Source organism: Ensifer sp. 22521 (genome assembly GCF_052044795.1).
Taxonomy (GTDB): domain Bacteria; phylum Pseudomonadota; class Alphaproteobacteria; order Rhizobiales; family Rhizobiaceae; genus Ensifer.
The window spans coordinates 161837-176463 of sequence record NZ_JBQENM010000010.1 but is presented as its reverse complement, the minus strand read 5'-3'; the positions used below and the strand labels follow the sequence as shown (position 1 = coordinate 176463).

Below are 14627 nucleotides of genomic sequence, written 5' to 3'. Positions count from 1 at the left end.
GAGAACGCTGACCATGCAAGACCTCGTTATCCGCCGGCCGGATGATTGGCACCTTCACCTGCGCGACGGCGACATGCTGAAAGGCGTTATCGCCGATACCAGCCGCCATTTCGCCCGCGCGATCATCATGCCCAACCTGGTGCCGCCGGTCGTGACGACCGCCGACGCCAGCGCCTATCGCGAGCGCATCCTCGCCGCGCTTCCCGCGGGCGACCGGTTCGAGCCGCTGATGACGCTCTATCTCACCGCAGGCACCAATCCTGACGACGTCGAGGCCGGCCACAGGAGCGGCCTCGTCAAGGCGGTCAAGCTTTACCCGGCGGGCGCGACGACCAATTCGCACAGCGGCGTGCGCAACATCGATGAAGCGATGCCGGTGCTGGAGCGCATGGCGAAGGTCGGCCTGCCGCTCTGCGTCCATGGCGAGGTCACGAGCTCGGATGTCGACATCTTCGACCGCGAAGCCGTGTTCATCGAGACCGTGCTCGATCCGTTGCGCAAGCGGCTGCCGGAACTGAAGGTGACGATGGAACACGTCACCACCAAGGACGGCATCGATTACATCAAGGCGTCGAAGGCAAACCTTGCCGGCTCGATCACCACCCATCACCTGATCATCAACCGCAATGCGATCCTGGTCGGCGGGATCAAGCCGCACTACTACTGCCTGCCGGTCGCCAAGCGTGAGAACCACCGTCTGGCGCTGCGCGCGGCCGCCGTCTCCGGCGACAAGCGCTTCTTCCTCGGCACCGACTCCGCCCCCCATGTCGATCCGCTGAAGGAATGCGCCTGCGGCTGCGCCGGCATCTACACCTCGATCAACACCATGAGCTGCCTGGCGCATGTGTTCGAGGAGGAGGGTGCACTCGACAAGCTCGAAGCCTTCGCCTCGCTGAACGGCCCCACCTGGTACGGTCTGCCGGTCAACGAGGAAACGATCACGCTGCGCAAGCAGGCTGAAGCGGTCACCTATCCCAAGAAGATCGAGACCGGCGCCGGTCTGGTCACCGTTTTCGATCCGATGTTCCCGCTGCACTGGGCCGTCGTCTGATCACTGCATAATTCCTTGTATCGGATGGATCCAAGGACAAAATTATGCAGCAGTTAAAAATGTTACAGCGACCTTTGCGCGTCTGAACAGACGCGCGGCGCTGTAGAGTTTTGAAGGAGAGTTTGATGTTTTCCAACGCGTTCACCGACAAGGCCGTTATGGCTGAGCTGGTCGCCAAGATGCTCTGGGAGATCAAGGCTGTACACTTCCGTGCCGATGAGCCCTACAAGCTGTCGTCCGGCATGGCGAGCCCCGTCTATATCGACTGCCGCAAGCTGATTTCCTACCCGCGCATCCGTTCGGCTGTGATGGATTTTGCCGCAGCCACGATCCTGCGTCAGGCCGGTTTCGAGAAATTCGACGTGGTTGCCGGCGGCGAAACGGCCGGCATTCCCTTCGCGGCCATGCTCGCCGAGCGCCTGGGCCTGCCGATGATCTATGTCCGCAAGGCGCCGAAGGGCCACGGCCGCAACGCCCAGATCGAAGGGCACATGCCGGAAGGCGCACGCGTGCTCGTTATCGAGGACCTGACGACGGCCGGCGGTTCGATGTTCAAGTTCATCGACGCCATTCGTGCGGCCGGCGGCATCGTCGACCACGGCATTGCGCTCTTCTACTACGACATCTTCCCGGAAGCGGTCGGCGAGATGAAGGGCAAGGGCGTCGATCTGCACTGGATCGCGACCTGGCGCAACGTCCTTGCGGTTGCCCGCGAGCAGGCGCTGTTCGACGAGAAGACGCTGAGCGAAGTCGAAGCCTTCCTCAACGCGCCGCTCGCCTGGTCCGGCCGCAACGGCGGCGTGAGCGCCCTGGCCTAACGATTGAAGAGGCCTATGCCGGGGCCTCGCAACTCCTGAGTTTTCGTTTTTAAATCGATTGAAGTCCATCGAGGAGGAAGAGCCGATGATCGTATGTTGCGGAGAAGCGCTGATCGACATGCTGCCGCGGGACACGGCCGCGGGCGAGAGCGCGTTTGCGCCCTATGCCGGCGGAGCGATCTTCAACACGGCAATCGCGCTCGGGCGCCTTGGCATCCAGACCGGTTTCTTCACGGGCCTCTCCGACGACATGTTCGGCGATATCCTGCGCGAAACGCTGAAGGCGGCGAATGTCGATTTCGGTCCGTGCGCGACGCTTTCGCTGCATACGACGCTTGCCTTCGTTAAGCTCGTCAATGGCCATGCAAGCTACGCCTTCTTTGATGAAAACACGGCAGGCCGGATGATCACGTCAGAGCACCTGCCGGCGCTTGGCGATTTCTGCGAGGCGCTGCATTTCGGTGCGATCAGCCTGATCCCCGAGCCCTGCGGCTCGACCTATGAAGCCTTGATGACGCGCGAGCACGAGAAGCGGGTCATCTCCTTCGATCCGAACATCCGGCCCGGCTTCATCCGGGACCGCGAGGCACATCTCGCCCGCATGAACCGCATGGCGGCGATGTCGGATATCATCAAGTTCTCCGACGAAGATCTTGCCTGGTTCGGCATGGAAGGCAGCCACGACGACCTTGCCGCCGAATGGCTGAAGCGCGGACCGAAGCTGGTGCTGATCACCAAGGGCGCCGATGGCGCCGTCGGCTACACGGCGCGCCACAAGGTCGAAGTTGCGGGCGAGAAGGTCACGGTGGTCGACACTGTCGGCGCCGGCGACACGTTCGATGCCGGCGTGCTGGCATCCCTCAAGCTCGGCGGTCTCCTGACCAAGGCCGATGTCGCCGATCTCAGCGAAACTGCCGTTCGCAACGCGCTGGCGCTCGCCGCCAAGGCCGCCGCGGTCACCGTCTCGCGCGCCGGCGCGAACCCGCCGTGGAAGCACGAAATCGGCCTCTGAGTCATTTTCTCTGGCCTACTCTTCCTGTTCCGGGCGGTATTCCAGGATATCGCCCGGCTGGCATTGCAGCACGGCGCAGATCTTCTCCAGCGTATCGAAGCGCACGCCTTTCACTTTTCCCGATTTCAACAGCGAGATGTTCTGCTCGGTGATCCCCACCTGCTCGGCGAGATCGCGTGAGCGGACCTTGCGCTTCGCCAGCATCACATCGAGATTGACGACGATCGGCATCCGCTAGACGAAGCTCCTGTTCTCCGCCTCGACCCCCGACGCGATGACCAGGACGTGGCCGAGACCGACGACGAGCCCCGCCATCAGCAGCACGATGATAGCGCCGCCACTGATATCGAAGACCACCGCATGTCCCGTGGTGCCCGGGTTGTCGTAGGTGACAGCCAGGATGCCGATGCCATTGCTGATCGTCATGCATAGTGCTCCCGCAAGCGCCGTCAGCCCCACGCGCCGCAACAGCACGCCATTGCGGCTGGTAAGAATCTCGCCGCGCTGGAAGCCATCGAACAGCTGCCACGCGAAGGCGAGGCCGGCGATGACGAGTGCGTTGTTGATCGCGGTCAGGAAAATGACGGTGGCGATGGCGCGGTAGGAAAGGGTGATGACATCGACGCGGGGAAAGACGACGTCCCGAATACCCTGTTCGAAGCCCTGTCGGTCGAAGAAAATCTGCCAGTGCCCGTAGACGACGGCTGAGCAGAACAGTGCGCCGCTCAACACCACCATGAGCTTCATGAAGCGGCTGAGCTTGCGCAGCCTCTCGGCGGTTTCCGTCATAAAAATTCCCTTATCGTTTGGCTTGTATTTTTATCGTAAAACAATAAGTAATTCTCGTCAATTGTGATTTTGGTGTCGCGGCATGCCTCTTCGATTTCTCAAAAATCCCTGTCTTTTCCTGCAGTTGAATACTATTTTCCGGTCCTATCGAATCTCGATCTGATGCAGGTGCTGAAACCGGCGGGCGCCACGGTGCTGCCGGCCTGCGCTATATGATAAGGCCCGAGGCGCGATCTGCGCTTCGGGCCTTATCGTTTGACGCGATGCGGTTCAGGATGGAACCGCTTGGAGATGCTCCTCAGCGCGCTGCCTTCAGCAACGCTGCGACCAGACCTGCGGTTGAAGAATCGTGGCCGGCAGCACTTTCCTTGCCTTCGACGACCGGAAGCAGGCCTGTTGCCAGCTCCTTGCCGAGTTCGACGCCCCACTGGTCGAAGGAGTTGATGTTGAAGAGCGCGCCTTCGACGAAGACGCGGTGCTCGTAGAGCGCGATCAGGCGGCCGAGCGCGAACGGGTCGAGCTGGTCGTAGACGATCGTCAGCGACGGGCGGTTGCCGGCAAAGACGCGGTGCGGCGCGATCTTGTCAGCCTTGACGTCGGCCATGCCCTTGGCAGTGAGCTGCGCCTTGGCCTCAGCCAGGGTACGACCCTTCATCAGCGCCTCGGATTGCGCTAGGCAATTGGCAATCAGCAGTTCGTGCTGGTGGCGCAGGTTCTTTTCATGGCCGTTTGCCGCGATCATGAACTCGGCCGGGATGATGTCCGTGCCCTGGTGGATGAGCTGATAGAATGCGTGCTGGCCATTGGTGCCGGGCTCGCCCCAGACGACGGGACCAGTCGAAAATTCGACCGGCTTGCTGTCGAGCGTTACCGCCTTGCCGTTCGATTCCATGTCGAGCTGTTGCAGATAGGCAGGGAAGCGCGACAGACGCTGGTCATAAGGCAGGATCGCGCGCGACGGGTAGCCGAGCACGTTGCGGTTATAGAAGCCGAGAAGGCCGAGCAGGACGGGAATGTTCTTGCGGATCGGGGCGGTGCGGAAATGCTCGTCGATGGCATGGCCGCCATCGAGGAAGCGCCCGAAATTCTCCTTGCCGATGGCGATCATCAGCGGCAGGCCGATCGCGGACCAGATCGAGTAGCGGCCGCCGACCCAATCCCAGAAACCGAAGACGCGGGCCTGGTCGATGCCGAAGGCGGCGACCTTGTCGAGCGCCGTCGAGACGGCAGCGAAGTGGTGGCCGACGGCGACCTCGCCGAGCTTGTCGGCGATGAAGGCGCGGGCGGTCGCGGCATTGGTCATCGTCTCGATCGTCGTGAAGGTCTTCGAGGCGATGATAAAGAGCGAGGTTTCCGGATCGACGAGCTTCAGCGTGTCGGCGATGTGGGCGCCGTCGATGTTGGAGACAAAGTGAAGGCGCGGGCCGTCATGGAAGGGCGCGAGAGCCAGCGTCGCCATGACCGGGCCAAGGTCGGAGCCGCCGATGCCGATGTTGATGACATCGGTGATCTTCTTGCCGGTGGCGCCTTTCAGCGCGCCCGAGCGGATGCCGTCGGCAAAGGCGCCCATGGCGTCGAGCACGCCGTTGACGTCGGGCATCACGTCCTTGCCGTCGACGAGGATCGCGCGGTTGCCGCGGTTGCGCAGCGCCGTGTGCAGCACGGCACGCTCCTCGGTGATGTTGATAATGTCGCCGCGGAACATGGCGTCCCGCTTCTCCTCGACCTTGGCCGCCTTGGCTAGCGCTTCGAGGCCGTCAAGCACCCTGTCATTGACGGCGCATTTCGAATAGTCGAGCAGCAGGTCGCCGAGCGTGGTGCTGAAGCGCTGGAAGCGTTCGGCGTCGCTGGCGAAGGCAGCGCGGATATCGGTTGCGTTGGTCTCAGAGGCGGTTGCTTTGAGTTGGTCGACAAGCGCTTTCATCGCAGGGCTCCTTGTGTCGGACAGGGGTGTCGGACAATCGCCTGCGTAGCTATTCGCTTTAAGCCGCTCAAATCAAGCCCGCAAAACCGCCGAAGTGGCGGTTTTCAGGATTTATTAAATCGTTTGAATTTTGGACTAATTCAGCCGCGCAGGTCTTTACGCAGGATCTTGCCGACATTGGTTTTCGGCAGCTCGGTGCGGAATTCGACGTAACGCGGGCGCTTGTAGTTGGTGAGGTTGGCGGCGCAGTGGCGCTTCACGTCGTCCTCCGTCAGCGCCGGATCCTTCTTGACCACGAAGAGCTTGACGGCCTCGCCGGAATGCTCGTCGGGAACGCCGATCGCGGCGCATTCGAGAATGCCCGGATGGGTCATCGCTACTTCCTCGATCTCGTTCGGGAAGACGTTGAAGCCGGAAACGAGGATCATGTCCTTCTTGCGGTCGACGATCTTGACTAGGCCGTCCGTGTTCATGAAGCCGATATCGCCCGAGCGGAAGAAACCGTCCGGCGAGATCGCCTTGGCTGTTTCATCCGGCCGCTGCCAGTAGCCGGCCATCACCTGCGGGCCGCGAATGCAGATCTCGCCGACTTCGCCAATCGGCAGCGTGTTGCCCAGGTCGTCGCGGATCTCGACTTCGGTCGAAGGGATCGGCATGCCGATCGTGCCGGTGAACTCGGTCGCGTCGAGGATGTTGGCCGTTGCCACCGGCGAAGTCTCCGACAGGCCGTAGCCTTCGGCAATCGAGCAACCGGTCATCTGCTTCCAGCGTTCGGCGACCGGACGCTGGATCGCCATGCCGCCACCGAAGGTCAGCATCAGCGACGAGAAATCGAGCTTCTGGAACTCCGCATTGTTCATCAGCGCGTTGAACAGCGTGTTGAGGCCCGGGAAGATATTGATCTTGTGCTTGCCGAGTTCCTTGACGAAGCCCGGAATGTCGCGCGGGTTCGGGATCAGGATGTTGTTGCCGCCGGTGGCAAGGCCCATCAGCGAATTCACCGTCAGCGCGAAGATGTGGTAGAGCGGCAGCGCGCACATGAAGACGAGATTTTCCGGGCGGGCGCGTGAGCGGAACGCCGTGTGGAACCAGATCTCCATCTGCGCCATGTTGGAGAGCAGGTTCGAATGGGTGAGTGTTGCGCCCTTCGAAACACCCGTGGTGCCGCCAGTATACTGCAGGAAGGCGACGTCGCTGGGAACAACGTTCGGCTTCGTCAACTTGGCTCGGCCGCCCTTGGCGAGCACGTTTTTGAAGGAGAGGTGACCGGGGATCGACCAGGCGGGAACCAGCTTCTTGACGCGACGGACCACGAGATTGACGATCGCGCCCTTGAGGCCCAGCATGTCGCCCATCGTTGCGACGACGACGTGCTTGACCGAGGTCTTGTCGGCCACCTGCTGCACCGTATGCGCGAAGTTTTCCAGAACGAAGATCGCCTTGGCGCCGGAATCGACGAGCTGGTGCTGCAACTCGCGCGGCGTATAGAGCGGGTTGACGTTTACGACGGTAAAGCCGGCTCTAAGAATGCCGTAGACGATGACGGGGTTCTGCAGGATGTTCGGCATCATCACGGCGACACGGTCGCCCTTGACGAGGCCGAGAGATTGCAGCCAGGCACCGATCTTGGCGGATTCGGCATTGAGGTCCGCAAAACTCAGCGTCTTGCCCATGCAGGTGAAGGCTGGGCGGGTCGAATAGCGGGCGACGGCGTGGTCGAAAAATTCGCCGATCGATTTATAGGGCAGGGGGCCGATTTCGGCGGCTATGCCGGGTGGATAGGATTTCAGCCAGATCTTGCCTGGGCTGGTACCCGTTTGTTGTGCGCTGACTTCCACCATGACCTCTCTCCCTCTGGTCGCCACAGGCTGGCCTGCTCGCGGCCTGAGAAAATCCCTCCTGACCTTCTCATGCCGATGAAGATGATGCTTTTGAGACACCTCTTCAAGCTGAGATTCGGGATTATATAACTTTGACGTAAACGTCAACTGAGCTTACGGTTAACGGGCGCGGATTGCGCCCTTGAAAAAGTATGACGAGAGCTGCAAAGCCTTTGCCTGCTAGGGCAAAACACTGTATTGCATTGCAGCATATCCCTGTTGGTTCGATCCAACATCCGCCGACATATCCCCCAGATTCTTCTCCGGTCCGCTCGGGCCGGACGACGCAGGCCATTGCTCATGTGTGACGAAGCTTGTTCTTCCGCCGTCGAACCGCGCCGTGCCCGTGTTTCTGCTGCCGAAGTGGCGCTTGCAGTCGGCGGCTTCGGGATCGGCACCGGCGAGTTCGCGATCATGGGTCTCTTGCCGCAAGTCGCTGAGGATGTCGCCGTTTCGGTGCCGCGGGCAGGGGCAGTGATCAGCGCCTATGCTCTCGGCGTCGTCGTCGGCGCGCCGCTGATCGCGGTGCTTGCTGCCCGCTTCTCCCGCTTCCGCGTGCTGCTCGCGCTGATGCTGGTTTTCGCCGTCGGCAATTTTGCAAGCGCGATCGCACCGGATTTCTACACGCTGATCGCCGCGCGCTTCTTCGCCGGCCTGCCGCATGGTGCGTATTTCGGTGTGGCCGCCTTGGTGGCCGCCGGCCTCGCGGCGCCGAACCAGCGGGCGCGCGCAGTCGGCCGGGTGATGATGGGGCTGACGATCGCAACCCTCTTCGGCACGCCGCTTGTCGCGTGGTTCGGCCAGGCGCTCGGCTGGCGGTCCGCTTTCGCCATCGTCGGCGCCATCAGCCTTTTGACCGTGGCGCTGACCTTCGTCCACGTGCCGCGCGACAAGGGCAATCCGAAGGCAACGCCGCTTCGCGAGCTCGGCGCGCTTGGCAAGCTGCAGGTCTGGCTGATGCTTGGCATCTGCGCCATCGGCTGCGGCGGCATGTTCGCAGTCTTCAGCTACATCACGCCGGCGCTGACCGAGGTCGCAGGTGTTTCTCTTGCCAATGTGCCGGTCATGCTCTCGGTCTTCGGCGCCGGCATGATCCTCGGCAACATCGTCGGCGCGCGACTGGCCGATTGGGCGCTGCTGCCGGCAATCGGCATCGCCATCGTCTTCAACATCTTCGCCTATGTGCTTTTCTATTTCACCATGGGCAATCCGTGGATCGCGATCGTCAACGTGCTCTTCATCGGCGGCGGTTTCGCCGTCGTGCCGGGCGTGCAGACCCGGCTGATGGATGTCGCCGGCGAGGCACAGACGCTTGCCGCCGCCCTTAGCCATTCCGCCTTCAATCTCGCCAACGCGCTTGGCGCCTGGCTCGGCGGTGCCTCGATCGCTGCAGGCTATGGCTGGACCTCCACAGGCCTCGTCGGCGCCGTTCTCGGCGTTGCCGGCTTCGGCATCTTCCTCGCATCCGTCTTTGTCGATCGCGCTCAACCGGCCGGCATGCGTGCCAAGCCTGCGGCGGAATGACCGATCAGGCCGAAAGAAAGCCTGGGGATCTTGAACCCTCCTAAATTTTTCTGTCATGTCCCGCCGCTAGCGTCAGTTATCGCCCTCAAACTACCGTAAAGCAGGGGCAAAGGGCCGCGCTTGGCGCTGCAAAGGCTGGCAAGGCCTCTGGATTGTTGTAAGCTCGTCGAAAGACGGAGGATCATTGGTGCAATTGGGCAATCGCGAACGAGAAAACTTCGCCGTGGAGCCACGGCTTCTCGGGCACACCGCGATTTCGCGCCATGCCCTCGTTGGACCGATGACGGCTGCCCGCTGGATGCTGGTCTTCGTTCTTCTTGCCGGCGTTTACTTTTTCCACGGTTTCCTCGTCCCGGTTCTGGCCGCCGTCGTCATCGGCTTTGCCAGCTGGCCGATCTATCGCCGGCTGCTTGCCGCCGTGAACGGCAACCGCACGCTTGCGGCCACCATCGCCATCGTCTGCGTCATCTCCTTCATCGTCGTGCCGATTTCTCTTGCTGCCGTCTATGCGGTGGACGAAGTGCGCGACTGGGTCGTCTGGGCCGTCGAGACCAATGCCAACGGTGCCGTGGTTCCCGCCTGGCTGACCAGCATTCCGATTGCCGGCGTTTGGCTTGGCGAACAATGGGTCAAGCATGTCGGTCATCCGGGTGCGCTCGGGGAACTGGTCCAGTTGGTCAGCGGCTCCAACATCGGCAACATCTACCGCGGCGTCCTCGTCGTCGGCGCGTCGACCTTTCACGCCTTCCTGACGCTGCTCTTCATGCTGATCACGCTGTTCTTCGTCTATCGTGATGGCCAGTCCTTCTCCGGCCAGCTCGACCGTCTCGGCGAACGCATCTTCCCGATGCGCTGGGAGCGCTTGTCGCGCGTCGTGCCAATGACGATCAGCTCCACAGTCACCGGCATGGGCATCATCGCCATCGGAGAAGGCATAGTTCTCGGCGTCGCCTACTGGCTCGCCGGCGTTCCGTCGCCGGTCACGCTCGGCATCATCACCGGCCTGATGGCGCTTGTTCCTGGTGGTGCGCCGCTGTGCTTCTCGCTGGTCTCGGTCTATCTCGTCGCCAGCGGTTCGCCGGTTCACGGCATCGCGCTGTTTGCCTGGGGCACGACCGAACTCTTCATCGTCGACAAGACGCTGCGTCCGCGCCTCGTCGGCGGGCCGATCAAGCTTCCCTTCCTGCCGACCTTCTTCGGCCTCGTCGGCGGCGTGAAGACCATGGGTTTCCTCGGCCTCTTCGTCGGCCCGGTGCTGATGGCGCTGCTGGTTGCCATCTGGCGCGAGTGGATGCGTGAAGTCACCACCCCCACCCCCACCGACACGACCGTCAACCACATCATCAAGGGCTGAGTCACCAATGGCTGAGCCGCCGGTTGCCTGGGCGCGGCCGGTGAGACCGTCTCCCTGTTTCATTGGAAACGCGAGATGATCCGATGCCTCGTATCTGCGCTTTCCGCCTCTCTCGGAATGTCGTCGGCGGGCGTCTTTATCTTTTCCTTACACCCCCTCCCAACCATCGCAATCGATAATTGACCCTGAGCGGACGCAAGATCCGGACTTCAATAGTCCGGAGTATTTTTGCATGTCCGATGTTCTTTTCCTTGCCGCCGGCATCGGCGGCTTTGTCGTGTTTGCGCTTTATGCGCGCGCGCTGAGCCGTCTTTGAGGAGGGCGTCATGTTCGAAGCCCTGATTGGTCTCGCAGTCGCCGTCGCCCTTGCGGCCTATCTCGTCGTCACCCTCGTTCGCCCCGAACGATTCTGACGCCCTTCGCGGAGAAATCTCATGTCTATCATCGGGTGGCTGCAGATCAGCCTCCTCTTCATCGCCGTCCTGATCGTCATCAAGCCGCTGGGGCTTTACATGGCGCGGGTCTTCTCCGGTGAACGCAACGTCTTTTCACCTGTCCTCGGTCCTGTCGAGCGCGGTCTTTGTCTCGCCGCCGGCGTCGATCCGAACAAGGAGCAGGGCTGGCTCGCCTACGCGATGTCGATGCTCGCCTTCAGCCTTGCAGGCTTCGTTTCTCTCTATGCGATTCTGCGGCTGCAGGCTTACCTGCCGATGAACCCGCAGGGTTTTGCCGGCATGCCATCCGATCTCGCCTTCAACACGGCGGTCAGCTTCGTCACCAACACCAACTGGCAGAACTACGGCGGCGAAACCACGCTCAGCCATTTCAGCCAGATGGCGGGGCTGACGGTGCATAACTTCGTGTCGGCGGCGACCGGCATCGCCATGGCGCTCGCCGTGACCCGCGCCTTTGCCCGCTCGAACGCCTCAACCGTCGGCAATTTCTGGGTCGATCTCACCCGTTCGACCCTCTACGTGCTGTTGCCGATCGCCGTCGTCATGGCGCTTGCCATGGTCTGGACCGGCCTGCCGCAGACCTTCCACGCGGACCTCACCGCAACGACGCTCGAAGGCGCCAAGCAGACGATCTCGCTCGGCCCGGTCGCGAGCCAGGAGGCGATCAAGCAGCTCGGCACCAATGGTGGCGGCTTCTTCAACGTCAACGCCGCCCACCCGTTCGAAAACCCGACGGCCCTCTCCAATTACCTCAACATCTTCGCGATGCTGTCGATCTCGGCCGCCCTCGTCTACACCTTCGGCCAGATGGTCGGTAACCGTCGCCAGGGCTGGGCCTTCATCGCCGTTACCGGCATCCTTTTGATATCGGGCGTCGCGGTGGTCTACTGGGCGGAAGCGCAGGGCAACCCGATCCTGACGACACTCGGTCTCGATGCTGCCCAGGGCAACATGGAAGGCAAGGAAGTCCGTTTCGGCCAGGCGATGACGGCGCTCTATGCCGCGGTCACCACCGGCCTGTCGGATGGCGGCGTCAACGGGATGCACGGCTCGCTCACCGGTATCGGCGGTCTTGTACCGATGTTCCTGATGCAGCTCGGCGAAGTTCTGCCTGGTGGCGTTGGGTCCGGTCTCTACGGCATGGTCGTCTTTGCCATCCTCGCCGTCTTCGTCGCCGGCCTGATGGTTGGCCGCACGCCGGAACTGCTCGGCAAGAAGATCGAATCTCGCGAGATGAAATACGCGATGTTCGCGGTCCTCATCCTGCCGGTGACGATCCTCGGCTTTGCCGCCGTCTCCGCCATGCTGCCTTTTGCCGTCGCAAGCATCGGTACCGCAGGCCCGCACGGCCTGTCGGAAATCCTCTATGCCTTCACTTCGGCTGCCGGCAACAACGGCTCGGCCTTTGGTGGCCTTACCGGCAATACGCCCTGGTACAACACCACGCTTGGTCTCGCCATGCTGCTCGGTCGCTTTGCCTATGCGGTGCCCGTCATGGCGATCGCCGGCTCGATCGCGGTCAAGACCCGTGTACCGGCCTCCAAGGGCACCTTCCCGACCGACACGCCGCTCTTCGTCGGCCTGCTCGTTGGCATCATCCTCATTCTCGGCGGGCTGCAGTTCTTCCCGGCGCTCGCTCTCGGTCCCATCGTCGAGCATTTCTCGATGCTTGCCGGCCAGACCTTCTAAAGGAATTCGACACATGTCTTCCAAACCAGTTGCTCCAAGTCTTCTGGATCCGGCAATCCTCCTGCCGGCTATCAAGGCGGCCTTCGTCAAGCTCGATCCGCGCCAACTCGTGCGCAACCCGGTGATCTTCGTCACCGAAGTGGTTGCGGCCGTGGTCACTGGCCTCTTTGTCCGCGATCTTATGACCGGCACCGGCAGCCCGCTCTTCTCCGGGCAGATCGCCGCCTGGCTGTGGTTCACCGTGCTCTTCGCCACCTTTGCCGAGGCTGTCGCCGAAGGCCGCGGCAAGGCTCAGGCCGACAGTCTGCGTCGCACCAAATCCGAACTGACGGCACGCAAGCTCGTATCGGCCGAGGGTCGCGAAACCCAGACGATCCCGGCGACTTCGCTGAAGGTCGGCGACGTCGTTCTGGTCGAAGCTGGGGAACTGATCCCCGGTGACGGCGACGTCGTCGAGGGTGTCGCTTCCGTCAACGAAAGCGCGATTACCGGTGAATCGGCTCCTGTCATTCGTGAATCCGGCGGCGACCGTTCGGCCGTCACCGGCGGCACGCAGGTGCTTTCCGATTGGATCAAGGTCCGCATCGGCGTTGCGCCCGGCAATACCTTCGTCGACCGCATGATCGCGCTGATCGAGGGTGCCCAGCGCCAGAAGACCCCGAACGAGATCGCGCTGTCGATCCTGCTCTCGGGCCTGACGCTGATCTTCCTCGTGGCCGTCGTCACACTCTGGGGGCTCGCCGGCTATTCCGGCACTCTGCTGTCGGTCACCGTGCTTTCTGCGCTGCTCGTCACTCTGATCCCGACCACCATCGGTGGCCTGCTCTCGGCCATCGGTATCGCCGGCATGGACCGCCTGGTCCGCTTCAACGTGATTGCCACCTCCGGCCGCGCGGTCGAGGCCGCCGGCGACGTCGACACGCTGCTGCTCGACAAGACAGGTACGATCACCTTCGGCAACCGCATGGCCGCCGACTTCATGCCGGTGCCGGGCGTCAGCGAGGCGGAGCTTGCCGACGCAGCGCTGCTTGCGAGCCTTGCCGACGAAACGCCGGAGGGACGCTCGATCGCAGCGCTTGCGACCGGCGAGTTCGGCCGCCAGGCGCCGGATGTTTCGCTTCCCGCGTCCGGAAAGGGGGAGGTCGTCGCGCTTGCCGTCGGCGGTGGCGCAAGCTCGGCCGGTACGACCGGCATCGATGCGGTCATCCCCTTTGCTGCGGAGACGAGGCTTTCGGGCGTCGATTTCGGCGGCCGCCGGCTGCGCAAGGGTGCGGTCGACTCGATCCTGAAGTTTACGGGCATCCGCGACGAGAATGTGCCGGCCGAGTTCCGCCGCGCCGTCGACCAGGTGGCGCGCACCGGCGGCACGCCGCTCGCCGTCGCCGACGGCCCGCGCCTGCTCGGCGTCATCCACTTGAAGGACGTCGTCAAGCCGGGCATCAAGGAGCGCTTTGCCGCCCTTCGCGCCATGGGCATCCGCACCGTCATGGTGACCGGCGACAACCCGGTGACCGCTGCAGCGATCGCATCCGAAGCTGGTGTCGACGACTTCCTGGCCGAAGCAACGCCTGAGGACAAGCTTGCCTATATCCGCAAGGAACAGCAGGGCGGACGCCTCATTGCCATGTGCGGCGACGGCACCAACGATGCGCCGGCGCTTGCCCAGGCCGATGTCGGCGTTGCCATGCAGACCGGCACGCAGGCCGCCCGCGAGGCCGCCAACATGGTGGATCTCGATTCCAGCCCGACAAAGCTCATCGAAATCGTCGAAATCGGCAAGCAGCTCCTGATGACCCGCGGTTCGCTGACGACCTTCTCCATCGCCAACGACGTGGCGAAGTACTTCGCCATCATCCCGGCGTTGTTCATCACCACCTATCCGGCGCTCGCCGCACTCAACGTCATGGGCCTTGCCTCGCCGCAATCGGCGATCCTCTCGGCGGTCATCTTCAACGCGTTGATCATCGTCGCGCTGATCCCGCTAGCGCTGAAGGGCGTCAAGTATCGGCCAGTTGGTGCCGCAGCGCTCTTGCGTCGCAACCTCCTCGTCTACGGTCTCGGCGGCATCCTGTTGCCCTTCGCAGGTATCAAGCTCGTCGATCTCGCCGTCAACGCACTCAATCTGGTGTAA

Annotated in this window: 12 protein-coding genes; 8 read left to right on the top strand and 4 right to left on the bottom strand. The window is 62.6% G+C overall.

Going from position 1 to position 14627, the window contains the following annotated elements:
• The first annotated feature begins 13 nt into the window (after positions 1–13).
• The 3 genes from pyrC to ACTJKE_RS17415 all read left to right on the top strand — a co-directional run bounded on the left by pyrC (position 14) and on the right by ACTJKE_RS17415 (position 2881).
• A complete protein-coding gene (pyrC, locus tag ACTJKE_RS17425; protein WP_057248073.1) occupies positions 14–1051 on the top strand; it encodes a dihydroorotase in 1038 nt (345 codons plus the stop codon).
• A gap of 125 nt (positions 1052–1176) precedes the next feature.
• Entirely contained in the window at positions 1177–1869 is a 693-nt protein-coding gene (locus ACTJKE_RS17420; RefSeq protein ID WP_057248074.1) for an orotate phosphoribosyltransferase, read from the top strand.
• Between the two features lie 85 nt (positions 1870–1954).
• Complete coding sequence (locus tag ACTJKE_RS17415; RefSeq protein ID WP_057248075.1) at positions 1955–2881, top strand: carbohydrate kinase family protein; 927 nt, start codon at positions 1955–1957, stop codon at positions 2879–2881.
• A gap of 15 nt (positions 2882–2896) precedes the next feature.
• On the opposite strand, the gene ACTJKE_RS17410 is transcribed toward ACTJKE_RS17415, so the two are convergent.
• The 4 genes from ACTJKE_RS17410 to ACTJKE_RS17395 all read right to left on the bottom strand — a co-directional run bounded on the left by ACTJKE_RS17410 (position 2897) and on the right by ACTJKE_RS17395 (position 7435).
• On the bottom strand, positions 2897–3112 hold the full coding sequence (locus ACTJKE_RS17410) for a helix-turn-helix domain-containing protein (RefSeq protein ID WP_058329066.1): 216 nt from the start codon (positions 3110–3112) through the stop codon (positions 2897–2899).
• A gap of 3 nt (positions 3113–3115) precedes the next feature.
• Positions 3116–3670 carry a DUF2975 domain-containing protein gene (locus ACTJKE_RS17405; RefSeq protein WP_058329065.1) on the bottom strand — a complete coding sequence of 185 codons (555 nt, stop codon included), beginning with the start codon at positions 3668–3670 and terminating at the stop codon, positions 3116–3118.
• Positions 3671–3968: 298 nt separating this feature from the next.
• On the bottom strand, positions 3969–5594 hold the full coding sequence (gene pgi / locus ACTJKE_RS17400; RefSeq protein WP_058329064.1) for a glucose-6-phosphate isomerase: 1626 nt from the start codon (positions 5592–5594) through the stop codon (positions 3969–3971).
• A 140-nt stretch (positions 5595–5734) separates the two neighbouring features.
• Positions 5735–7435: a long-chain fatty acid--CoA ligase gene (locus ACTJKE_RS17395; RefSeq protein ID WP_440635224.1), complete on the bottom strand. Its 1701-nt coding sequence runs from the start codon at positions 7433–7435 to the stop codon at positions 5735–5737.
• A gap of 339 nt (positions 7436–7774) precedes the next feature.
• Here ACTJKE_RS17395 and ACTJKE_RS17390 point away from each other — a divergent pair, with 339 nt between their 5' ends.
• The 5 genes from ACTJKE_RS17390 (at position 7775) to kdpB (ending at position 14627) form a co-directional block, all read left to right on the top strand.
• A complete protein-coding gene (locus tag ACTJKE_RS17390) occupies positions 7775–8998 on the top strand; it encodes an MFS transporter (RefSeq protein ID WP_057248080.1) in 1224 nt (407 codons plus the stop codon).
• Positions 8999–9185: 187 nt separating this feature from the next.
• A complete protein-coding gene (locus tag ACTJKE_RS17385; protein WP_057248257.1) occupies positions 9186–10352 on the top strand; it encodes an AI-2E family transporter in 1167 nt (388 codons plus the stop codon).
• 326 nt (positions 10353–10678) lie between these two features.
• Entirely contained in the window at positions 10679–10765 is an 87-nt protein-coding gene (kdpF, locus tag ACTJKE_RS17380; RefSeq protein WP_057248082.1) for a K(+)-transporting ATPase subunit F, read from the top strand.
• 21 nt (positions 10766–10786) lie between these two features.
• Entirely contained in the window at positions 10787–12496 is a 1710-nt protein-coding gene (kdpA, locus tag ACTJKE_RS17375) for a potassium-transporting ATPase subunit KdpA (protein ID WP_058329062.1), read from the top strand.
• A 13-nt stretch (positions 12497–12509) separates the two neighbouring features.
• Positions 12510–14627: a potassium-transporting ATPase subunit KdpB gene (kdpB, locus tag ACTJKE_RS17370; RefSeq protein ID WP_058323707.1), complete on the top strand. Its 2118-nt coding sequence runs from the start codon at positions 12510–12512 to the stop codon at positions 14625–14627.